This window comes from Gordonia sp. CPCC 205333, assembly GCF_048537885.1.
Classification (GTDB): Bacteria; Actinomycetota; Actinomycetes; order Mycobacteriales; family Mycobacteriaceae; genus Gordonia.
On the sequence record NZ_JBCLVI010000005.1, the window covers coordinates 363,235 to 384,031 of the forward strand.

The 20,797-nt window shown below is 61.4% G+C and carries 20 protein-coding genes; 10 read left to right on the top strand and 10 right to left on the bottom strand.

Features of this window, described 5'->3' with window-relative positions; all coding sequences use genetic code 11:
* Positions 1 to 12: 12 nt before the first annotated feature.
* From AAFP29_RS19530 to AAFP29_RS19550, 5 genes are read left to right on the top strand one after another with little or no spacing between them, the layout of a single operon-like run.
* Positions 13 to 1,746: a nitrite/sulfite reductase gene (locus tag AAFP29_RS19530; protein WP_419219067.1), complete on the top strand. Its 1,734-nt coding sequence runs from the start codon at positions 13 to 15 to the stop codon at positions 1,744 to 1,746.
* A complete protein-coding gene (locus AAFP29_RS19535) occupies positions 1,743 to 2,495 on the top strand; it encodes a phosphoadenylyl-sulfate reductase (RefSeq protein WP_419219068.1) in 753 nt (250 codons plus the stop codon). The genes AAFP29_RS19530 and AAFP29_RS19535 overlap by 4 nt, the downstream gene beginning before the upstream one ends.
* Entirely contained in the window at positions 2,474 to 3,442 is a 969-nt protein-coding gene (gene cysD / locus AAFP29_RS19540) for a sulfate adenylyltransferase subunit CysD (RefSeq protein WP_419219069.1), read from the top strand. The genes AAFP29_RS19535 and cysD overlap by 22 nt, the downstream gene beginning before the upstream one ends.
* Positions 3,442 to 4,749 (top strand): sulfate adenylyltransferase subunit 1, encoded by a 1,308-nt coding sequence (locus tag AAFP29_RS19545; protein ID WP_419219070.1) that lies wholly within the window; start codon positions 3,442 to 3,444, stop codon positions 4,747 to 4,749. The genes cysD and AAFP29_RS19545 overlap by 1 nt, the downstream gene beginning before the upstream one ends.
* A 1-nt stretch (position 4,750) precedes the next feature.
* The gene (locus AAFP29_RS19550) at positions 4,751 to 5,542 is read left to right on the top strand and encodes a sirohydrochlorin chelatase (RefSeq protein ID WP_419219071.1); all 792 of its coding nucleotides are present in this window, start codon (positions 4,751 to 4,753) and stop codon (positions 5,540 to 5,542) included.
* On the opposite strand, the gene AAFP29_RS19555 is transcribed toward AAFP29_RS19550, so the two are convergent.
* A complete protein-coding gene (locus AAFP29_RS19555; protein ID WP_419219072.1) occupies positions 5,495 to 6,169 on the bottom strand; it encodes a winged helix-turn-helix transcriptional regulator in 675 nt (224 codons plus the stop codon). The two genes, AAFP29_RS19550 and AAFP29_RS19555, sit on opposite strands and share 48 nt — an antisense overlap.
* A 116-nt stretch (positions 6,170 to 6,285) precedes the next feature.
* Here AAFP29_RS19555 and AAFP29_RS19560 point away from each other — a divergent pair, with 116 nt between their 5' ends.
* Positions 6,286 to 6,876, top strand: a complete 591-nt coding sequence (locus AAFP29_RS19560) for a hypothetical protein (protein ID WP_419219073.1) — start codon at positions 6,286 to 6,288, stop codon at positions 6,874 to 6,876.
* Between the two features lie 9 nt (positions 6,877 to 6,885).
* Here the strand turns inward: AAFP29_RS19560 and AAFP29_RS19565 are convergent, their stop codons facing one another.
* From AAFP29_RS19565 to lepA, 8 genes are all read right to left on the bottom strand, one after another.
* Positions 6,886 to 7,503: a GyrI-like domain-containing protein gene (locus AAFP29_RS19565; protein ID WP_419219074.1), complete on the bottom strand. Its 618-nt coding sequence runs from the start codon at positions 7,501 to 7,503 to the stop codon at positions 6,886 to 6,888.
* 95 nt (positions 7,504 to 7,598) lie between these two features.
* On the bottom strand, positions 7,599 to 8,591 hold the full coding sequence (locus AAFP29_RS19570; protein WP_419219075.1) for a sulfate/molybdate ABC transporter ATP-binding protein: 993 nt from the start codon (positions 8,589 to 8,591) through the stop codon (positions 7,599 to 7,601).
* Positions 8,592 to 9,521, bottom strand: coding sequence for a sulfate ABC transporter permease subunit CysW (cysW, locus tag AAFP29_RS19575; protein ID WP_419219076.1), 930 nt, complete (start codon positions 9,519 to 9,521; stop codon positions 8,592 to 8,594). It lies immediately after the preceding gene.
* A gap of 1 nt (position 9,522) precedes the next feature.
* The gene (cysT, locus tag AAFP29_RS19580; RefSeq protein WP_419219077.1) at positions 9,523 to 10,383 is read right to left on the bottom strand and encodes a sulfate ABC transporter permease subunit CysT; all 861 of its coding nucleotides are present in this window, start codon (positions 10,381 to 10,383) and stop codon (positions 9,523 to 9,525) included.
* Positions 10,380 to 11,459 carry a sulfate ABC transporter substrate-binding protein gene (locus AAFP29_RS19585; protein WP_419219412.1) on the bottom strand — a complete coding sequence of 360 codons (1,080 nt, stop codon included), beginning with the start codon at positions 11,457 to 11,459 and terminating at the stop codon, positions 10,380 to 10,382. The genes cysT and AAFP29_RS19585 overlap by 4 nt, the downstream gene beginning before the upstream one ends.
* 269 nt (positions 11,460 to 11,728) lie before the next feature.
* Positions 11,729 to 11,929, bottom strand: a complete 201-nt coding sequence (locus AAFP29_RS19590) for a hypothetical protein (protein ID WP_419219078.1) — start codon at positions 11,927 to 11,929, stop codon at positions 11,729 to 11,731.
* Between the two features lie 61 nt (positions 11,930 to 11,990).
* Positions 11,991 to 14,030, bottom strand: coding sequence for a M3 family metallopeptidase (locus AAFP29_RS19595; protein WP_419219079.1), 2,040 nt, complete (start codon positions 14,028 to 14,030; stop codon positions 11,991 to 11,993).
* Positions 14,031 to 14,033: 3 nt separating this feature from the next.
* A complete protein-coding gene (gene lepA / locus AAFP29_RS19600; protein WP_419219080.1) occupies positions 14,034 to 15,953 on the bottom strand; it encodes a translation elongation factor 4 in 1,920 nt (639 codons plus the stop codon).
* Positions 15,954 to 15,996: 43 nt separating this feature from the next.
* Here lepA and AAFP29_RS19605 point away from each other — a divergent pair, with 43 nt between their 5' ends.
* From AAFP29_RS19605 to betT, 3 genes are all read left to right on the top strand, one after another.
* Complete coding sequence (locus AAFP29_RS19605; protein WP_419219081.1) at positions 15,997 to 16,638, top strand: alpha/beta fold hydrolase; 642 nt, start codon at positions 15,997 to 15,999, stop codon at positions 16,636 to 16,638.
* A gap of 55 nt (positions 16,639 to 16,693) precedes the next feature.
* A complete protein-coding gene (locus AAFP29_RS19610; RefSeq protein WP_419219082.1) occupies positions 16,694 to 17,071 on the top strand; it encodes a DUF4189 domain-containing protein in 378 nt (125 codons plus the stop codon).
* Between the two features lie 144 nt (positions 17,072 to 17,215).
* Positions 17,216 to 19,120 carry a choline BCCT transporter BetT gene (gene betT / locus AAFP29_RS19615; RefSeq protein WP_419219083.1) on the top strand — a complete coding sequence of 635 codons (1,905 nt, stop codon included), beginning with the start codon at positions 17,216 to 17,218 and terminating at the stop codon, positions 19,118 to 19,120.
* Here the strand turns inward: betT and AAFP29_RS19620 are convergent.
* Positions 19,074 to 20,198: a sulfotransferase family protein gene (locus tag AAFP29_RS19620; protein WP_419219084.1), complete on the bottom strand. Its 1,125-nt coding sequence runs from the start codon at positions 20,196 to 20,198 to the stop codon at positions 19,074 to 19,076. The genes betT and AAFP29_RS19620 overlap by 47 nt on opposite strands.
* A gap of 180 nt (positions 20,199 to 20,378) precedes the next feature.
* Here AAFP29_RS19620 and rpsT point away from each other — a divergent pair, with 180 nt between their 5' ends.
* Positions 20,379 to 20,639: a 30S ribosomal protein S20 gene (gene rpsT / locus AAFP29_RS19625; RefSeq protein WP_419219085.1), complete on the top strand. Its 261-nt coding sequence runs from the start codon at positions 20,379 to 20,381 to the stop codon at positions 20,637 to 20,639.
* Positions 20,640 to 20,797 lie beyond the last annotated feature (158 nt).

Genomic DNA, 20,797 nt, shown 5'->3' on the forward strand with positions numbered 1-20,797 from the left:
AGAAGAGAATTCATGACGACCACTACCGATGTGAGTGCTGCTCCCGCACCGGACACACCGCCCGCTAAGGCCCGCCCGGCCCGCAAGGCGCGGCCAACCAAGCGTCGCGCCGAGGGCCAGTGGAAACTCGGCTACCGCGAACCGCTCAACGCCAATGAGCAGTCCAAGAAGGACGACAATCCACTCAACGTCCGCGGTCGGATCGAGAACATCTACTCCAAGGGTGGCTTCGACTCGATCGACAAGTCCGATCTGCGCGGCCGCTTCCGTTGGTGGGGTCTGTACACCCAGCGGGAACAGGGCTACGACGGCACCTGGACCGGCGACGAGAATATCGATCTCCTCGAAGCCAAGTACTTCATGATGCGTGTGCGCTGCGACGCCGGTGCGCTGAATGTCGAGCAACTGCGCACCATCGCCGGCATCTCAACCGAATTCGCGCGTGACACCGCAGACCTTTCCGACCGGGAAAACGTTCAGTACCACTGGATCCAGGTCGAGGACGTTCCGGAGATCTGGCAGCGCTTGGAAGGTGTCGGTCTCAAAACCACCGAGGCATGCGGTGATTGCCCCCGCGTCGTACTTGGCTCGCCGATGGCCGGACGCTCGCGCGCCGAGGTCCTTGACCCGACGCCGGCGATCGACGAAATCGTCCGTCGCTATATCGGCGACCAGAAGTACTCGAATCTGCCGCGCAAGTTCAAGACTGCCATCTCCGGGCAGCCCGACGTCGTGCATGAGATCAACGACATCGCGTTTATCGGCGTCAACCACCCCGAGCACGGTCCGGGCCTGGACCTGTGGGTCGGCGGCGGCTTGTCGACCAACCCGATGCTCGCTCAACGCGTCGGTGTGTGGGTACCGCTCGACGAGGTGCCCGATGTGTGGGAAGGCGTTGTCTCGATCTTCCGCGACTACGGTTATCGCCGGCTGCGCGCCAAGGCGCGGCTGAAATTCCTCATCAAGGATTGGGGAATCGAGAAGTTCCGCCAGGTCCTCGAAGAGGAATATCTGGGCCGCAAGCTGATCGACGGCCCCGCCGTCGACAAGCCGAAGCATCCGATCGACCATGTCGGAATCCAGAAGCAGACCGACGGACTCAACGCGGTCGGCGTTGCGCCTATCGCCGGTCGTGTCTCGGGAACCATCCTGGGCAAGGTCGCCGAACTCGCCGAGCAGGCCGGATCGGACGCCATCCGCTTCACCCCCTATCAGAAGTTGATCATCCTCGACGTCCCCGACGACAGGCTCGATGCCTTGGTCGCCGGTCTCGACGAGCTCGGTCTGCCGGCTCGACCGTCACAGTGGCGGCAGAACCTGATGGCCTGCTCGGGCATCGAGTTCTGCAAGCTGTCCTTCGCCGAAACCCGCAAGAGGTCACAGGCTTTGGTGCCCGACCTCGAAGCCCGGTTGGCCGACATCAACGCCGACCTCGACATCCCGATCACCATCAACATCAACGGATGCCCCAATTCCTGCGCCCGATCACAGGTTGCCGACATCGGTTTCAAAGGCCAGTTGGTCGACGACGGCGACGGGAATCAAGTCGAGGGCTTCCAGGTTCATCTAGGTGGCAGCCTTGGCCTGGACAGCGGGTTCGGCCGAAAGCTGCGGCAGCACAAGGTAACCAGCCCAGAGCTTGGCGACTACATCGAGCGCGTGGTGCGTAATTTCACCGCACAACGCAACGACGGTGAGCGCTTCGCCGAATGGACTGTGCGAGCGGAAGATGAGGCGTTGCGATGACCACGATCGACACCGAGATCTCAGCACGTACGCGCACCGAAGAAGAACTGCGCGCTATCGCCGAGGACGGTGCCGCTCGTCTCGGCCCCGATGCCACTCCTGAACAGCTATTCGCCTGGACCGCCGAAACTTTCGGCACCGACTATCTAGTCGCATCGAATATGCAGGACGCCGTGCTGGTCGACCTGGCGGTCAAGCACATCCCGGTTGACACACTCGACGGCGGCAAGGTCAAGGTCCTCTTCCTAGACACCGGCTATCACTTCGCCGAGACCATCGGAACTCGTGATGCCGTCGAGCAGGTCTACGGCGTCGAACTGGTCAACGTCACCCCGGAGAACACCGTCGCCGAGCAGGATCAGCTGTTGGGCCGCAACCTCTTTGAGCGCGAGCCCGGCGAATGCTGCCGACTCCGCAAGGTGGTGCCGCTGCGGAAGTCGTTGTCGGGCTACAGCGCATGGATCACTGGCATCCGTCGAGTCGAGGCGCCCACCCGCGCCAACGCTCCCCTGATTTCTTTCGACGAGGCGTTCGGCCTGGTGAAGATCAATCCGATCGCGGCGTGGTCCGACGAGACCATGCAGGCATATATCGACGACAACGGGGTGCTGGTGAATCCCCTTGTCGACGAAGGCTATCCATCCATCGGCTGTGCTCCGTGCACCGTCAAACCGGAACCAGGTTCAGATTCCCGAAGCGGCCGCTGGGCTGGTCGGGCCAAGACAGAATGTGGGCTGCACGCATCATGACAGTTACCGAAGAAGCCACCGTCAACGCCGACGAGCGCGCCAGCGGGGCGACTGGCGAGTTCACCACCCTGGACGCGCTGGAGTCCGAAGCCATCCATATCTTCCGCGAGGTGGCCGGTGAATTCGAACGTCCGGTGATCCTGTTCTCCGGCGGCAAGGATTCCACTCTGCTGCTGCATGTCGCCTTGAAGGCGTTTTGGCCTGCACCACTACCCTTTTCGCTACTGCATGTCGACACCGGACATAACCTCCCCGAGGTGTTGAAGTTCCGCGACGAGGTCGTCGAGCGGCATAACTTGCGGCTGCATGTCGCTAAGGTCGAGGATTACCTCGCCGACGGTCGCCTCACCGAGCGCCCCGACGGAATCCGTAATCCACTGCAGACCATCCCGCTGCTCGATGCGATCACCGAGAATCGATTCGACGCGGTATTCGGCGGCGGTCGCCGCGATGAGGAGCGCTCACGCGCCAAGGAGCGAATCTTCTCGTTGCGCAACGCATTCGGTCAGTGGGACCCCAAGCGTCAGCGCCCGGAACTATGGAACCTCTACAACGGTCGGCACGCCCCTGGTGAGCACGTCCGCGTTTTCCCACTGTCGAACTGGACCGAACTCGACGTGTGGCGCTACATTGCCCGCGAATCTGTGCTGCTGCCGCCGATCTACTACGCACACCAGCGCGAGGTGTTCTCCCGCGACGGCATGTGGATGACCCCCGGCCCCTGGGGCGGACCGCGCGACGACGAAGCATTGGAGACTCGCTCGGTGCGCTACCGCACCGTCGGTGACGGATCCACCACCGGCGCGATCCTTTCCGAGGCCGCCGACAACGACGCGGTCCTCGACGAGGTCGCTGCATCCCGCTTGACCGAACGTGGCGCCACCCGCGGCGACGACCGAGTGTCCGAGGCCGCGATGGAAGACCGCAAACGTGAAGGATACTTCTGATGAAGCACGCTCCCGATCTACTCCGCATCGCCACCGCGGGCAGCGTCGACGACGGTAAATCCACCCTCGTCGGTCGCCTCCTCTACGACACTAAATCTGTTCTGGCCGACCAGATCGACGCGGTAACCAAAGCGTCGGTCGACCGCGGCTTAGACAGTCCCGATCTGTCGCTGCTCGTCGACGGCCTGCGCGCCGAACGCGAACAGGGCATCACCATCGACGTCGCGTATCGCTATTTCGCCACACCCGCAAGGTCTTTCGTACTCGCCGATACCCCCGGCCACGTGCAATACACCCGCAATACGGTCTCCGGCGCGTCAACCGCCCAATTGGTCATCCTGCTGGTCGACGCTCGCAACGGCGTGGTGTCGCAGACCCGGCGGCACGCAGCGGTGATGGCTCTGCTCGGAGTACCTCAATTGGTGTTGGCGGTCAACAAGATCGACGCCGTCGATGATGCGGCAGCGAAGTACGCCGAGATCGTCGCCGAGTTCGGTGAACTCACCCGCTCGCTGGGCTGGACTGATGACGAGGTCACCACAATTCCGGTGTCCGCGCTGCGCGGCGACAATGTTGCGAGCCGTTCGGATAACACGCCGTACTACACCGGCCCCAGCCTCATCGAACATCTTGAGTCGGTCCCGAATGTCACCGAGCACAACCATGCGCCACTTGGGCTACGTTTCCCCGTGCAGTATGTAATCCGTCCACGCACAGCGGAATTCCCCGACTATCGCGGATACGCGGGACAGGTAGCGGCTGGCTCCGTTGCGGTCGGCGACGAGATCACCGTGCTGCCGTCGGGTACCCGCTCGCGGATCACTCAGATCGACACGGCCGACGGCCAGTTGGCATCTGCTCATGCCGGCCGGAGCGTCACTCTGCTCCTTGAGGACGATGTCGACATCTCGCGCGGTGATGTGATCGCCGCGGTTGCCGATGCTCCCGAACCGATTCAGCAGTTTACCGCGACGGTGTGCTGGCTGGCCGACAAACCGCTGCGCCCCGGGGCTCGGGTACTGCTCAAACACGGCACCAAGACCACGCAGGCGATCATTGGAGCGCTCGACGCACTCTTCGACGAGCAGAATCTGGCGTTACTCGAAGGTCCGGAGGCATTGGAACTCAACCACATCGGGCTCATCTCGGTACAGACCGCCGAGCCGATCGCTGCTGACGACTACGCGATCAGCCGGGAATCAGGCAGCTTCCTGCTGATCGACCCGCAGGGCGGCAACACCCTGGCCGCCGGCCTGGTCGGCGATGCGCTGGCTCCCCTTCACCTGGCGCAGGCGCAGCCGGCCTGATATGAGTTCTGCGGTGGCCCCGCCTGCTCTGCTGCTGGTTGCACACGGCAGTCGCGACGAGCGATTCGCCGCGACCGCCGAGCAGGTCCGTGCGGCGGTTGCCGGCCGATTACCGGGCGCCCCAGTCGAATTGAGCTATCTCGACCTCAATGCCCCGCTGGTCGGCGACGTCCTGACCGACATCGGCACTCGAGGCGACGATGTGGTCGTGGTTCCACTGCTGTTCGGCGACGGTTACCACAGCCGGTTCGACTTACCGGCAATCATCTCTGCGGCGCGTAGGCAGCAAGTTTCGCTGCGCGCCAATCAAACTCCGGTCATCGGAGATACCACGTTGGTCCCAGCGCTGGCCGCCCGCCTGTCGGAAGCAGGATTGTCGGCCGACGACGGCGTGCTGATGTGTGCGGTCGGCTCGTCTGACGCCGGTTCGGATGCCCAGGCGCGCTGTCGTGCGACCGAGCTGAGCGCGTACCTTCAGCTTTCCGTCGAGGTTGTCTTCGCAACTAAACTTGGCGAGAGCGACGTCGAATTGCACAGCGCCATAGCCCGTTTGGAGAGTGCCGGAGCGGGCCGAATCGTGTTCAGCCCATATTTTCTGTCGGCCGGACTACTCACCGAGCGCGTGGTCGGCAAGCTAGTTCATTGCCGTCCGGATTCGCTCATCGCGGCGCCGGTCGGCGATCACCCCGCCTTGATCGATGCCGTGACGTCACGTTACCGGAGCGCCATCCAGGAGAGTGCCTCCTCACACGCCCGCCGAGATGCGGTCCTGCACGCCCTGCAATACCGGTAATAGGAACGCCAGCGCTTGCGGATCTCCCGCGACCGCAACTCGACCAGCACTGATGGCATCGGCGACGGCCACACGACCGCCTGCTATCGCCGCCATTGTCTCCGGGTCAGTTGTGATCACGGCATCAGGATTACCGCTACCTTCGGCCGCAACAGATGCGACGCCGTCTTGGACTGTCAGTCGCGCGGCGCTGCCGCCAACTCGCACATCGTATGAATAGTTCTCAGTAAGCTCGGTTGGCCGCAGCATCCGCGCGAGGAACAACAACGTCCATTCGACATGATACGTCTCATGGTCGTCCGGACCAGCCGAAATCTGATGACGAACACCCCAGATCGCCAGCGGCGCAAGGGAATTAGCCAACTCCTGCCCAACCTCGGTGAGTTCGTACACGGTCGAGGCGACCGGTGGCCCCAAGTATCGACGCTTCGCGATGCCGTCCGCATCGAGCTGCTTCAACCGATTCGCGAGCAAGCTCGTCCCTATCCCGACAAGCGTCTCGGCAAGGTCCGAGTATCGCTTGGGCCCCGACATCAGTTCGCGAACTATGAGCAGCGTCCAACGTTCGCCCACGATGTCGAGCGCGCGGGACAAACCGCAGAACTGGTCATAGCTACGTCGAGTCATAAGCTCCACCCTACTCCGAGCAAACATTTTTAGAGTGATTACTCTACTTTCTTATTGTTCTACTTCATTTTCTTATGTATGGTCGAACCATCACCCCCACATCGAGGAGGACCAACATGAGACGAGTAGGTCATCGCACACCGAAATGGCGGGACTGGCAACCTCTCGACCGGATCGCGAAGTCCGGGCCGATCATCCTGGGCTGCAATGGTTCGGCCGCATCACTACGTGCCATCGGATCGGCTGCGGATTTAGTCGGCCCCGTCTCGACCGTCGTCCTGCTATCCGCGTTGCGCCCTCAACGAGCACGACCGGGCCGCAACCGCAGCCGCGACCACGACGTCCTGAAATCTGACGCCTATCAGTTGAGCGAATCGGCTGTTGTCGACGAAGCGTTGCGCCGAAGCCGTGAAGTGGCATGGGAGTCCGGACTGAAAGGTGTTGTCACCCAAACGATTACCGCTAGCCCGTACCACGCTCTGCTCGCCGCGGCGGCCGAACAGGGCACCAGCACGGTGATCGTCGGAATCGGCCGGAATCGGCCAAGCAGATTGGTGAATCGGCTAGCCGAGGCACTCCCCGACGGTATCGATCTCATCGCCACCGACGGCATCACACCACTCATCGCGCTACGACATGCGGGTGTGAGGACAGAAGCCACCGACTACGTGGCCCAACCACAGTTACCCCGATTCGCGACCGGCTAAGACACCGCCCTACGCGTCTGCCACTGGCTGACGCAGAATGGTTCTCAGCTTCGCAGGCTCAACCCGACGGGCGTCGGATAAGTAGATCTCATGATGCCGCCCCGTCATCACCAAGCCGTTCTCCGGAATGTATTCATCGTGCATTCGAGCCAGCGTCGGACCCTCGTCGTCAAAGGAGCCGACATGCAAGGTCTGTACGCTACGCCCCTCGACGTACGGTGCGAAACGCACGAGATATGCTGCCTTTACGCCCTTTTCAACCGCTCCACGAATCGCTCGCTCGACAATCTCCGCAGTGATCCACTCCGGTTGGACAATCATCATTGTCCACTTCCAAGCACCTTTGTCCCGCGTGGTGAAGGTGGACTTGTCGTCGGCATCCCACAACCCTTCGAGCGGACCAACCGTATGGACTCGATCAAGCTCCTTCTTGGCGATGCCGCGTGCACCGTAGGAGACGGTATAGAGAGCTTCGATGGCTGCGGCGTAGTCCGGTGACACATTGGGATCGCCCGCACCGTCGACCATCACGAAATTCAGCGGCGGCACGTCCACAATGCCGAACACTCCCCTTTTCGGGGCGTACAAGTCTTTGCGCTGCGACTTGATGTCGAAATTGGTTGGCATGCCGCTCCTCGCCGTGCCCCATATAACGGTAGTCGGTCCCTACCACCATAGATTGCGTGGTACGAACCGACTACCGTTGTACGACATTCGACCGATCAGCCGCTGATCGCCGGCACCTTCGTCGCGCGGGCGTAAACTTCTTCTCCCGCACGGAGATTCAGAGCATTCGCATCACCTCGGGTGACCTGCGCGAGAAACTCCTCGCCGGTCGCGGCGGCAACCAGATCCACGCGTGTCTCGAAACCGAGATGTACTACGCGCTGAACTGTTGCCTTGATGATGCCGGTGTCCAGTTCGGCATCGATGGATGGCCACGCGAGCTCCGGGTTACGTCCCAACCGAATGTCGTGCGGACGGACCAAAGCTCCGTTGACCCGCACAGTTGAGCCGAGGAAGGATGCGACGAACGCATTGGTCGGACGGTCGTAGAGATCGTCGGGTGTTCCGATCTGTTCGATCCGCCCCTTGTTGAGAACCGCGATCCGATCAGAGACATCTAACGCCTCCTGCTGGTCGTGGGTCACCAGCACCGTCGTCACATGGACCTCATCGTGCAAGCGCCGCAACCACTTCCGCAGATCCTCGCGAACCTTCGCATCGAGTGCGCCGAACGGCTCGTCGAGCAAGAGCACCTTGGGATCGACTGCGAGCGCCCGCGCGAGCGCCATCCGCTGACGCTGCCCGCCCGACAACTGCGCCGGGAAACGCCGCTGAAAACCGGTCAACCCGACGATACCCAGTAGTTCGTCGACCTTGGCTTCAATCTCAGCTTTCGGCTTCTTACGGATCTTGAGGCCGAATGCCACGTTATCGCGCACACTGAGATGTTTGAACGCGGCGTAGTGCTGGAACACGAAACCAATGTCGCGCTGCTGCGGCGACGCGTTCGTCACATCCTTGCCGTTGATCTTTATACTGCCCGAGTCGAGCGAATCAAGTCCCGCGATCGAACGCAGCAGCGTCGATTTGCCCGAGCCCGACGGTCCGAGCAGCGAGGTCAACGACCCTTCGGGGATATCAATGGAAACATTGTCGAGTGCCGCGAAGTCGCCGTAGTTCTTATTCGCGCTGGTTACCGAAATAGACATCTACACGCCTTCTTTCACAATCGAGTGCTTGCCGTGCTTTGCCACGGGTAGCGATTCAAGGGTTGGGGCTTCGTCGATCTCATCGGCTTCATCTGAGTCGACGTAGGAACTACTCGCGTCAGCGAGTCGCTGCTTGCTGCGATGCTCCACGTAAGTCATCGCGACCAGCACCAGCACGGCCACGAACATCAGCAATGTCGCTGCCGCATACGCGCCGAACTCGTTGTAGTCGTCGGTGTAGCGCGACGACACCAAGAGCGTCAGCGTTTGAGAGATTCCCGGATAGTTCGACGACACCATCGTCACCGCACCATATTCACCGAGCGCACGGGCGACGGTCAGCACGATGCCGTAGGTAAGACCCCATTTGATGGCCGGCAGGGTGATCCGCCAAAACGTCTGGCGCCCATTGGCACCCAGCGTCGCGGCGGCCTGTTCCTGTTCGGTACCGATTTCACGGAGTACCGGTTCGACTTCGCGTACAACGAATGGCAATGTCACGAAGAGCGTCGCCAGCACCAACCCGGGGAATCCGAAGATGATGCGGAAGCCGATATTCTCCACTCCGCCGAACCAGCCGCCGTAACCCCATAGCGCGATCAGCGCGACGCCGACCACGACCGGCGATACCGCGAACGGCAGATCGACGACGGCTTGCAGCACTCCCTTGCCGGGGAATTTGCCGCGCGCCAGCGCCAGCGCCGTCGCGACGCCGAACACCACATTCAACGGCACCACGATGACCACGATGATCAACGAGAGTTGCAGCGCGGAAATCGCTGCGGGAGTTGTGATCCAATCCCAGAACTGACCGAGACCATGTTCGAAGGAACGCCAGAAGATGACTCCGACCGGCACCACCAACAAGATCAACAGGTAAAGCAGCGCGATACCGCGCAACAGATATTTCGACAGCGGTGAGACTTTCATGTCACTGCTCCTCTCGACGCGACTGGCGGCGGCCAGCGACGCGCAGCACCAGCAGCACGACGAAGGCGATAAGCAGCAGTACAACGGAAATCGCCGCGGCGTCTACCGGCTCGTCGATTTCGATCTGCTGCTGGATGTACTGCGAGGCAACCTGGGTCTGTCCCGGAATATTGCCGCCGATGAGCACGACCGAACCGAATTCGCCGATCGCACGAGTGAAGGCAAGTCCAGCACCGGTCAGGATCGACGGCAGCAGAGCCGGCACGACGATCTTCCACCAGATCGTCCAGTTGGACGCCCCGAGCACGGCCGCCGCTTCCTCGACGTCGGTGTCAAGTTCGATGAGCACCGGCTGAACCTGCCGCACCACGAAAGGCAGTGTCACGAATGTCAATGCGATGACCAATGCTGGTTTAGTGGCATTGAGCTGAATGTCGATCGGACTGTTGGGACCATAGAGGGACAACAGCACGAGGCTCGCGACAATCGTCGGCAGGGCGAATGGAAGGTCGATGATCGCGTTGACAAATCCCTTGCCCCAGAAGTCATCTCGAACCAAAACCCATGCGATCAGCGTTCCGAAGACCACATTGATCAACGCGACGACAATCGATACCTCGACGGTCACGACCAGCGCGTCGACGGCCGCATCAGCGGAAATCGCGTCCCAGAATCCACCCCATCCGGAGCCGAAGGCCTGCACCGCGATCGCGGCCAGCGGAAGTAGAACGATGACGCTCAGCCATAGGCCCGCGACACCGATCCCGAGTGGACTGACACCACGGAACGTACGTGACCGAAACCCGTCGTCGGGATCGGGCTGCGCCGGCTTAGCCGGAGTAGTCTGCGCCTGAGTCGTCATTGCTTTCCTCCGTTGGCGTAGATCTTGGTGATCGCGCCCTTCTGTCCGAAGAGTTTGGTATCCACCGCTTTCCAACCCGTCAGGTCTTTGCCATCGTTATCGGCCGCCGTCCCCTCGCCGAGAACTTTGCCCAATTCCTTTATGGTCCAAAGCTTTTCGATATCACCGGGGAATAGTCCCGCCGTCTCGTCAATGATGGTCTGCGTCACCGGCCGGAACCCCTCCCGAGCCCACAGTCGCTGCGCCTCATCGGTGAATAGGAACTTCACAAATGCCTGTGCGCCGGCGACGTCGTCGCTGGTATTGACCACGGCGACCGGATTCTCGATTTTGAAGGTCTCTTCGGGAATCACATAGTCGACCTTCGAGTTCTCGGCGGCAACGGCGTTGTTGCGCTTGAGCATGATCGCCTCGTTCTCGTAGCTGATCAGGACGTCCCCCTGTCCCTGCTCGAACGCGGTAGTCGCTTCTCGACCCGACTTGGGTTGAACCCGAATGTGGTCGCGTACCAATTCGGCGACGTAGTTCAGACCGGCTTTGTTGTCGACGCCGCCACGACTCTTGGATGCGTACGGAGCCAAGAGGTTCCACTTAGCCGAACCCGAACTGCCAGGGTTTGGAGTCACCACCTCGACGCCGGGCTTCAGCAGGTCGTCCCATGTCTTGATGTTCTTGGGATTTCCCTCGCGAACGACTAGAGCGACAACTGATCCGAATGGCGTGCTGTTGTTCGGTGCCTGCTTCTTCCAATTCTCGTCGACCACGCCCTCTTTCACCAGGCGCGTGATATCCGGCTCGACGGAGAAGTTGACGACGTCGGCGGGTACTCGACGCGCGACCTTGCGCGACTGGTCCCCCGAGGCGCCATAGGACTGTGAGAAGCCGATGTCGTGGCCGGGCTCGGTCTGCCGGAACGCGGGAATGATCACGTCGAATCCGGGCTTGGGCACGGCGTACGCGACCAGGTTGAGGTGGCGCGAGCCACTCGAGATGTCTACACCGCCCGGTTCGTCCGTGGAGCCACCGCCGCAAGCACTGATCACCCCCACTCCCAGGACCGCGACACAGAGCAGCAGTACTGCCCTGACAGCCGCGGAAACACCTGCGATGTGCTTCACGTTCGGACCTCCATCTGTAGTGGGTTGTATTCGAGTCCACCACTTGTGATGAACTCCTAGCGCAGAAACGCTAACAACCAAACAGACGCCTGACACCGTCGAAAACCGCGCTGATTACAACGGGCTGGTCCACGGCCCCACGTTGTGCTATCTCGTCAAAAACCAGGCGAGGAGTACAAGAGCGACGAGGGCGATCAGAGCGATCGTTACCCGCGACTTGATCATCTTCACAACCCCGATCCGTCGTCGTCGGCAAACCTACGTCGGTCGAAAACCGTCGAAACGACGTTGACCAGCCAATTCAGCGCGATTGCTACCACTATCGCCAGCGGAATCACCACGGCGAGAGTCACCAGTAACTGCGGTACGAACGATAGCGCTGTTAACCATTCTTCGACACTGTCCCACCACGCCACGAAGCCGGTCACAAGGGCCTCCCACGGGTCTGGAACTTTCGTTCAGGGTGATTAAAAAACCAATCCGGCACGGTCACGACGTCAGCCCCCGCCTGAGCAAAAGTGGTTCGATACCTGCTGGGCGCCCCAGCAACACCTGATGGCTCGCGATCGGCTCGACGCTGTCGCCTCGACTGAGCGTCGATTCCACGAAAGCACGTCCGTTCTCGCGACGCAATCCACCCGACTTCAGGAACCACTGTTCGGTCTCCGCGTCGAGTACCTCCGACCAGATGTAACTGTAGTAACCGGCCGAGTATCCGCCGGCAAATATGTGGTTGAAATATGCGGTGCGATAACGCGGCGGGATCAACTCGCCACCGAGGCCGGCTTCAGTTAGCGCCGCACTCTCGAATGCCGCGAGATCGTCGACGGCTTCGCCGCTAGCCTGCTCGAAGCTGAGCCGATGCCACGCGAGATCGAGTACCGCGGCCGCCAGGTATTCGAGCGTCGAATGCGCGCTTTCAGTCTGAGCCGCGTTTCGGGCCGCTTCAGCCAGGTCGCGCGGTATCGGCGCTCCGGTCTCGTAGTGGCGGGCGTAGTTGTCCAGTACATCGGGGTACAACGCCCACATCTCATTCACCTGCGACGGGAACTCCACGAAGTCGCGCGGCACCGATGTCCCCGACTGCGACGGGTAGCGCACCGCCGACAACAGACCGTGCAGAGCATGACCGAACTCGTGAAACAGCGTTGTGAGCTGATCGGTCGACAACAGCGCGGGCTGCCCGTCAGCGGGCTTCGGGACGTTGAGGACATTCACCACAACCGGCAACCGCGCCAACAGTTTCGACTGATCGACGATGCTGTTCATCCACGCACCGCCGCGTTTGGACGACCGTGCGAAGTAGTCGCCCAGATATAGGCCGATACCGGCGCCAGTGTCGTCGAAGACTTCCCAGACCCGAACATCAGGGTGATAGGCGGCCAGATCCGGGCGGGGAACGAAACTCAGCCCGTAGAGCTGGCCCGCGGCAAAGAACACGCCGTCGTGAAGCACCGAGTCGAGTTCACAGTAGTTCGCGAAATCATCAAGTGGCACAGCCGAATCCGCCTGCTGCGCTGTTGCCAGCCAGAAGGTCACATCCGATGCGGCCAGAGCTGAACCGGCGAGGCCGGCCAGTCGAGTCAGCTCACGCTCGCCGGCGTCGGCGGCCGCCTTCGACAGCTGAGCCAATAATGCGAATACCGCGTCGGCATCCGGTGCGGTTTCCTCGGCGATGGTGTACTCGGCGTGGTTGGCATACCCGAGCAGTTCCGCGCGGCGGGCACGCAGAGCGACGATCTCCCTGATCGACGCCGAGGTGTCAGAGTCGTTCCCACGTGCGCAACGGTTGATGGAAGCATCGAAAACCCGCTGCCGCGCATCGGAATTCACCAACGCGGCAACCGCGGCCTGACTGGTCGGCAACTCCAATGCGAGTAGATAGCCGTCTGCTCCGACGTCGGCAGCGGCACGAGCCGCCGCGGCGATCTCACCCGCGGACAGCCCCTCGAGCTGCGTGGCGTCGTCGAAGGCAACCGCCGAAGCATTGGTGTCGTCGAGAATGAACTGCCCGACCTGAGTAGTGAGATAGGCCAATCGCGACGATATTTCGCGCATCTGCTGTTGGCCGGCGGCATCGAGGCCCGCTCCGGCGCGAATCGCGTCGCGATAGTAGCGATCGAGCAGCCGTCGCTGATCTTCGGCGAGGTCGTCGTCGCCGCTCAGCTCACGTAGCTGCTCGATACGGTCGAACAGCTTGGCGTTCAACGTGATGGCGTTACCGTGATCGGTCAGTTTTGTGGACAGTTGCTGGGCGATCTCGTTGCGTGCCCGATTGGTGTCAGGGCCGACCAAATTGAAGAAGATACGCGTACACCGGCCAAGTTGCTGCCCCGAACGTTCCAACGCCTCAATAGTATTGGCGAAAGTCACCGGTTCGGCACTCGCGGTGATCGCGTCGACCTCGGCCAGCTGGGCAGCCATCGCGGTGTCGAACGCGGGCAGGAAATCGTCGTCGGAGATCGAGGCGAAATCCGGCAGTCCATATGGCAGAGCGGACTCGGCGAGTACGGAATTGTCCTGCGGCATCGGCTACTTCCCCTTCGGCTTGTCCCCGACCGCATCAGAACTCAGGGCCGCGACGAAGGCTTCCTGGGGCACTTCGACTCGGCCGATCGTCTTCATGCGTTTCTTACCTTCTTTTTGCTTCTCCAGGAGTTTGCGCTTGCGACTGATGTCGCCGCCGTAACACTTGGCCAACACATCTTTGCGGATCGCTCGGATGTTTTCGCGCGCAATGATTTTCGATCCGATGGCGGCCTGGATAGGCACCTCGAACTGCTGACGCGGAATGAGTTCTTTGAGTTTGGTCGACATCTTGTTGCCGTAACCGTAGGCGGCGTCGCGGTGCACGATCGCGCTGAATGCGTCAACAGCCTCACCCTGCAACAGGATGTCGACCTTGACCAAATCGGCCTGCGCCTCGCCCGACTCCTCGTAGTCGAGGCTCGCATATCCGCGGGTTCGTGACTTCAGGGCGTCGAAGAAGTCGAAGATGATCTCCGCCATCGGCAGTGTGTAACGAAGTTCTACGCGGGTTTCTGAAAGGTAGTCCATACCACCGAGTTCGCCGCGCCGCGCCTGACACAATTCCATGATCGCGCCAACGAACTCACTCGGCGCGATCACCGTGGTCTTGGTGATCGGCTCCCAGATCTCCTTCGACTTGCCGTCCGGCCAATCGGATGGGTTGGTGACGATATGTTCGGTGCCGTCGTCCATCACCACGCGGTAGACGACGTTTGGAGCGGTCGAGATCAGGTTGAGTCCGAATTCTCGTTCCAGTCGCTCTCGGGTAATCTCCATATGGAGGAGACCGAGGAAGCCGCAGCGGAAGCCAAAGCCAAGTGCCACAGAGGTTTCCGGCTCGAAGGTCAGGGCGGCATCGTTAAGTTGTAACTTCTCCAGCGCTTCACGCAGAACCGGGTAGTCCGACCCGTCCAGCGGGTAGAGGCCGGAAAAGACCATCGGACGCGGCTCACGATAGCCGGTCAGTGCCTGTTCGGCACCATTGCGAGCGGTGGTCACGGTATCGCCGACCTTCGACTGCCGAACGTCCTTCACACCGGTGATGAGATAGCCGACTTCGCCGACGCCGAGTCCCTTGGTGGATTTGGGCTCCGGCGAGACGATGCCGACTTCGAGTAGTTCGTGTGTCGCACCGGTCGACATCATCTTAATCTTCTCGCGCGGCACGATCCTGCCGTCGACCACCCGGACATAGGTGACGACACCACGATAGGTGTCGTAGACCGAGTCGAAAATCATCGCCCGCACCGGGGCGTCGGGATCGCCGACCGGCGCGGGGATCTGAGCCACGACGGCGTCGAGTAGTTCGCCGACGCCAACGCCAGTCTTACCCGACACTCGCAGCACGTCGTCGGGCTCACAGCCGATGATATGTGCGATCTCGCTGGCATAGCGATCGGGATCGGCGGCCGGCAGATCGATCTTGTTGAGGACCGGAATGATGGTCAGATCCTTCTCCATGGCCAAATACAGGTTGGCGAGAGTCTGCGCTTCGATGCCCTGCGCGGCGTCGACCAGCAGTACCGCCCCCTCACAGGCCTCAAGCGCTCGACTGACCTCATAGGTGAAGTCGACGTGACCGGGAGTATCGATGAGGTGCATTACATAGTCGGTTGTGGTGCCGTCGGCACCCGTCACCTGCCACGGCAGCCGGACATTCTGTGCCTTGATGGTGATGCCGCGTTCGCGTTCGATATCCATTCGGTCCAGGTACTGAGCGCGCATGGCACGCTCCTCAACTACCCCGGTGAGCTGCAGCATCCGGTCGGCCAGCGTGGATTTTCCGTGGTCGATGTGCGCGATGATGCAAAAGTTCCGGATCCGGTCGGGATCGGTGAACGTCGTATCGGCGAAACTGGAAATCTCTGCTGCTCCCTCGTATGGCTGGAACTCCTCCAGCGGCGTCGGATTCCATTTTGTCACGAGTGGCCGTAGGCGAGCCGTTCGGAGTGTTTAGGGTGGAACCGTGGCAGAACTGGAAGACATCGTCGAGGACGGTGTGGCGGCGACCGTGCATCGTCCGGATACCGACGCGACGGCAACTGTCATACTCGCGCACGGTGCTGGCGGAAACCGCGACGCCGCGATTCTGCGGGCATACGCCGACGAGTTCACCTCACGCGGTGTCGCGGCAGTCCGTATCGATCTGCCCTACCGCCTACGTCGGCCAAAAGGGCCGCCGAGTCCATCAACGTCGCCGGCCGATCGAGCGGGAATCGCAGCGGCCTGCGAGCGATTCCGCGACCTATCCGACGGTCCCCTGGTCATCGGCGGGCATTCCTACGGTGGCCGCCAGGCATCGATGCTGATCGCCGAGGACGCCTCGCTAGCCGCTGGCCTCTTCCTCAGTTCTTATCCGCTGCACCCGCCGGGTAAACCGGATCGACTGCGCACTGAGCATCTGCCGTCCATCACCGTGCCGACATTGGTGATCCACGGGAGCAGCGATCCGTTCGCCGCACCTGATGAATTGCGTGCCGCGATGAATTTGATCGACGCGCAGACTGACATAGTCACCGTCAAGGCCCCGCACAGTCTCAATCCGGCGCGCACCGACGTCGCACGCCTCGCCGTGGATGCGGCACTCAACCTCCTGATCGACGTGTAATTCGCGCGAACGATAGCGACTTTCACCTGGTAGAGACGTCACTTACGGTTCAATTATGACCACTCGACGTATCCTCGCAGCATTCGGTATCGCCGCCGTGACCGCCGTCGGCGGTACCACCCTGGTTGCCGCCCCCGCACAAGCCGCTCCCTACAACTGGGGCGCTATCGCCTGGGACTGGAACGGCAACACCGCAACGGCAGTCGACTACGGCAGCGAAGGCGCTGCCACGAACGCGGTGGCTGTCCGCTGCGGTTCGCAGTGCGGACACTTCAGTTTCTACAACTCGTGCGGCGCGGTCGCCTACTCGCGCGACGGGCGCCACTCGGGCCAAGCGCGCGGCTACCCCACCCGTAGGGCCGCCGAACGTGCCGCGCTGAGTAAGGTTCCGGGCCGCGGAATCATCGCGGCGTACGCCTGCACGACGCGCTGATCGCAACGGATTCCAACGGGGTCGATCTCACCCGCGATGTCGGCTAACGCCGCAGCACGCGATCGGTACGGTAGCCGTTTTTCGCCGACCGCGCTTTCCCGACCATCCGATAAGTAGGGCCCGGTTCTTGTAGCGTCGAAGTTCATGAGTGATGTCGAAGTACCGACAACAAGTCCTCCACCGCACTCCGACGACGAAACGCCCTCGACGCGTTGGCAATCGGTCAACCTCCGTGTCTTCATCACCGCGGCTGCCATAGTCCTGGCTCTGGCGATTTGGGCATTGCTCGCCCCTGGCTCGGCCGACCGCGTCATTTCCAACGTCGTCACCTTCATCACCGAGTGGTTCGGATGGTGGTACTTCGTGTTAGCCACCGCGGTAGTCGCCGTCGTACTGTTCATCGCGATAAGCCGGTACGGGAAGATTCGGCTCGGCCCTGACGAGTCCCGCCCCGAGTACAGCCTTTTCACTTGGACGGCAATGCTATTCGCCGCCGGTATCGGCATCGACTTGATGTTCTTCTCGGTCGCCGAACCGGTGAGCCAATATCTCACCCCGCCGGTCGGTCCCGGCGAGACCAATGCGGCCGCGGCCGAGGCGGTGACATGGACACTGTTCCATTACGGCGTCAGCGGCTGGGCGATGTACGCCCTCATGGGTGCGGCGTTGGCCTACTTCGCATTTCGCAAGAATCTGCCACTGACAATCCGCTCGGTGCTCTACCCAATTATCGGCAAGCGGGTACACGGTGCGGTCGGTGACACTATTGACGTCGCGGCGGTGCTCGGCACCATCTTCGGAATTGCTACATCTTTGGGCATCGGGATAGTCCAACTGGCATACGGGCTGCACACAATGTTCGGTATGTCGCAGGGTAAGGCGACACAGATCGGATTAATCGTGTTGTCGGTCATCATCGCCACCGCGTCGGCGACATCTGGTGTCGACAGAGGTATCCGACGCCTCTCAGAGCTCAATGTCATTCTGTCCGTTGTTCTTCTGATCTATATCCTGGTCACCGGAAAGACGTCGTTCCTACTCAACGCGCTCGTGATGAATACCGGCGACTATGTCTCGACCTTCGCCGACCGCACGTTAAACACGATGGCCTGGGACGCACCGACCGACTGGCTCAATTTGTGGACATTGTTCTTCTGGGCATGGTGGGTCGCGTGGACGCCATTCGTCGGATTGTTCCTGGCCCGAATCTCCCGTGGCCGCACGGTGCGACAGTTCGTCGCCGGCGTACTCACGGTCCCGTTCGGCTTCATCCTGCTGTGGGTGTCGATCTTCGGCAACAGCGCCCTGGACGTCGCCCGCGGCGACAAGGCGTTCGCCCAGACCACCGCGACCAAACCCGAGCAGGGCTTCTACGACTTACTCGAAAAGTACCCTGGCGCACCACTTCTTCTCGGTATCGCGACGATTACCGGTCTCCTGTACTACGTAACGAGTGCCGACTCCGGAGCCCTGGTGATGGGCAACTTCACCTCGCGCCTGCGAGATCCGTTGGCGGACTGTAGCAAAGCCAATCGCATCTTTTGGTCATGTGCCATCGGTCTGTTGACCTTGGCGATGCTGTTCGCCGGAGCGAACGGCTCGATCCTCACCTTGCAGAAGGCGACGATCATCATGGGTTTACCGTTCTCCTTCGTACTCGCCCTGGTCGGCTTCGCGTTGCTGCGGGCGTTGCGACAAGAAACGGTGAAGACCGACAGTTACCGCTCGTCGCTGCCCAAGGCAATCGCGGCGGGACGTCCGTCCGGTGGCGACGGCGCTCTCTGGCGACGCAGATTGCTCGCGACCTTGCAGTACCCGGGCGCGGGTGCGACCAAGAAGTTTCTGGAATCGACTGTGACACAGGCGATGATGACGGTAGCCGACGAACTGCGCCGCTCAAGTGTCGACGCATCGGTCAGCACGGCCGTCGACGAAAATGATCTACCAACACCGAAACTGACGATCGGCCGGGGATCATCGAGCATGTTTCGGCGGTCGCCGGTCAACTCCGACGCAATGTGGCGATCGCCCGGCGCTGCCCGCGCCTAACGACGTTGCGCGCCTTAGTCTCCCAACGCGCTCGCACTCGTGGCATCGGTGCGCGCTTGACCAATTCGGCGATGGTGTCAAGTGCCACCGCGACGACGTCGGCGTCTGATGGCTCGATGTCGGCGTCGGGTGCGGTCGATGTCGGAACCGCGAGATCGTCGAGCGACCCGACGACGTCGTACCCGGCCGCAGCCAGGTCGGCGATCATCGTGGCAGAGTGTTGCGCAGCCCAATCCCGTTGCGCCCGACCGAGTTCAGTGGGCTCGCCGATCGAATCGGCGAAGAGAATGTCGCCGATCAGCTGCCCTTTGACGATCCGCTCATACCGCGCCCACTCGACGGTGTCAGGCTGCAGACGATCATTGAGCTGCCGAAGAAATTCGCTCTGCGCGGCGGACAATGACGCGTTCGACGTCGGGACGGTCTCGGTCAACTGCGCCGGATCAACCTGCAGCGCGGTGACAAACCGGTCCCACAGGGTCGTGCCGCCACAACCTTTCGACGGCACTGTCACAACGTGGATTCGCTCGGCCGGCACGAATTTCTCCCACCGTCGAAGAATCGTCAGGTAGTCCTGAAATTCCCAGAACGGCCCTTCCTCACCGACCGGCAGATCCGGGTCGTCGACCTGGGCCGCGACCCGTTGAACGAACTCATCGAGTCGGGCCCGCCGCTGATTCTTGACATTCTCCTGCCAGACCGACGGGAGTTGCCGCGCCAAATCCCGCACGGTCACCACGACATGAAGCTCGTCGGCGAACGACAGGTCAGCCACCAGTTGTTCCACCTGTTCGATAGTGGCAGTGGCGAATAGCTCGTGCGACAACAGCGAATTGCCCGACCAAGCGCGCATCTGCCCGACCATCGTCGGCCACACCTTCGCATGCGCCGGATCGACCCAGTCGAGATAGCGCTCGGGCTGCAAATGCACGGCCGCATGGAAGTGGTCGTCGATGGCATTGCCCGGATAAAGCAGGCCAGCGCCCCGCAGGGCAAGGTCCCGATTACGCCACAGTCGATCTTGCAGGTGGGTAGTCCCGGTTTTTGGTAGACCGACGTGCACATAAACCGAAGACATGGTGTCAACCATAGCGATCACGCTGAGCGAAAATATTCGGCAACCGCTCGCCCACGACGCCGATTTGGGTGCTACGCGCTCACGAGGTAAAGTGGACCGCTGACCGTCGAACTCCGGCATGGCCGTGTGGGTTCGCATCAATAGCACTCATCACGAGCAACATGAAAAGGGTAGAAACGCGTGGCAAATATCAAGTCGCAGGTTAAGCGGATCCGCACCAACGAGGCGGCCCGACGTCGCAATCAGTCGGCCAAGTCGACCCTGCGTACCGCTATCCGCACCTTCCGCGAGGCCGTCGCATCGGGCGACAAAGACGCCGCCGCGACCCTGCTGACCAGCACCAGCCGCCAGCTCGACAAGGCAGCCTCGAAGGGTATTATCCACCCCAACCAGGCCGCCAACAAGAAGTCGGCAATGGCTGTCGCCGTCAACAAGCTCTGAGGTAAGCAGCTACATTAGCTTTCCTACTGCCCCGTGTGACTCCCACGCAGTCACGCGGGGTTTTGGCGTTCCCGCCCCCCCTTTCCATGAACCGGACCCCCGGAGGGCTCACAGAAGCACTCCGACGGATTTGCTCTGCTCACATGGATTGGTTTTGG

Excerpts from the sequence above, each read along its gene's own strand:
- AAFP29_RS19570 (WP_419219075.1), bottom strand. The coding sequence starts at position 8,591 with ATGTCTATTTCGGTAACCAGCGCGAATAAGAACTACGGCGACTTCGCG.
- AAFP29_RS19620 (WP_419219084.1), bottom strand. The coding sequence starts at position 20,198 with ATGTCTTCGGTTTATGTGCACGTCGGTCTACCAAAAACCGGGACTACC.
- cysW (WP_419219076.1), bottom strand. The coding sequence starts at position 9,521 with ATGAAAGTCTCACCGCTGTCGAAATATCTGTTGCGCGGTATCGCGCTG.
- AAFP29_RS19550 (WP_419219071.1), top strand. The coding sequence starts at position 4,751 with ATGAGTTCTGCGGTGGCCCCGCCTGCTCTGCTGCTGGTTGCACACGGC.
- cysT (WP_419219077.1), bottom strand. The coding sequence starts at position 10,383 with ATGACGACTCAGGCGCAGACTACTCCGGCTAAGCCGGCGCAGCCCGAT.
- cysD (WP_419219069.1), top strand. The coding sequence starts at position 2,474 with ATGTGGGCTGCACGCATCATGACAGTTACCGAAGAAGCCACCGTCAAC.
- AAFP29_RS19560 (WP_419219073.1), top strand. The coding sequence starts at position 6,286 with ATGAGACGAGTAGGTCATCGCACACCGAAATGGCGGGACTGGCAACCT.
- betT (WP_419219083.1), top strand. The coding sequence starts at position 17,216 with ATGAGTGATGTCGAAGTACCGACAACAAGTCCTCCACCGCACTCCGAC.
- AAFP29_RS19595 (WP_419219079.1), bottom strand. The coding sequence starts at position 14,030 with ATGCCGCAGGACAATTCCGTACTCGCCGAGTCCGCTCTGCCATATGGA.
- AAFP29_RS19535 (WP_419219068.1), top strand. The coding sequence starts at position 1,743 with ATGACCACGATCGACACCGAGATCTCAGCACGTACGCGCACCGAAGAA.
- AAFP29_RS19610 (WP_419219082.1), top strand. The coding sequence starts at position 16,694 with ATGACCACTCGACGTATCCTCGCAGCATTCGGTATCGCCGCCGTGACC.
- AAFP29_RS19565 (WP_419219074.1), bottom strand. The coding sequence starts at position 7,503 with ATGCCAACCAATTTCGACATCAAGTCGCAGCGCAAAGACTTGTACGCC.
- AAFP29_RS19545 (WP_419219070.1), top strand. The coding sequence starts at position 3,442 with ATGAAGCACGCTCCCGATCTACTCCGCATCGCCACCGCGGGCAGCGTC.
- AAFP29_RS19555 (WP_419219072.1), bottom strand. The coding sequence starts at position 6,169 with ATGACTCGACGTAGCTATGACCAGTTCTGCGGTTTGTCCCGCGCGCTC.
- AAFP29_RS19530 (WP_419219067.1), top strand. The coding sequence starts at position 13 with ATGACGACCACTACCGATGTGAGTGCTGCTCCCGCACCGGACACACCG.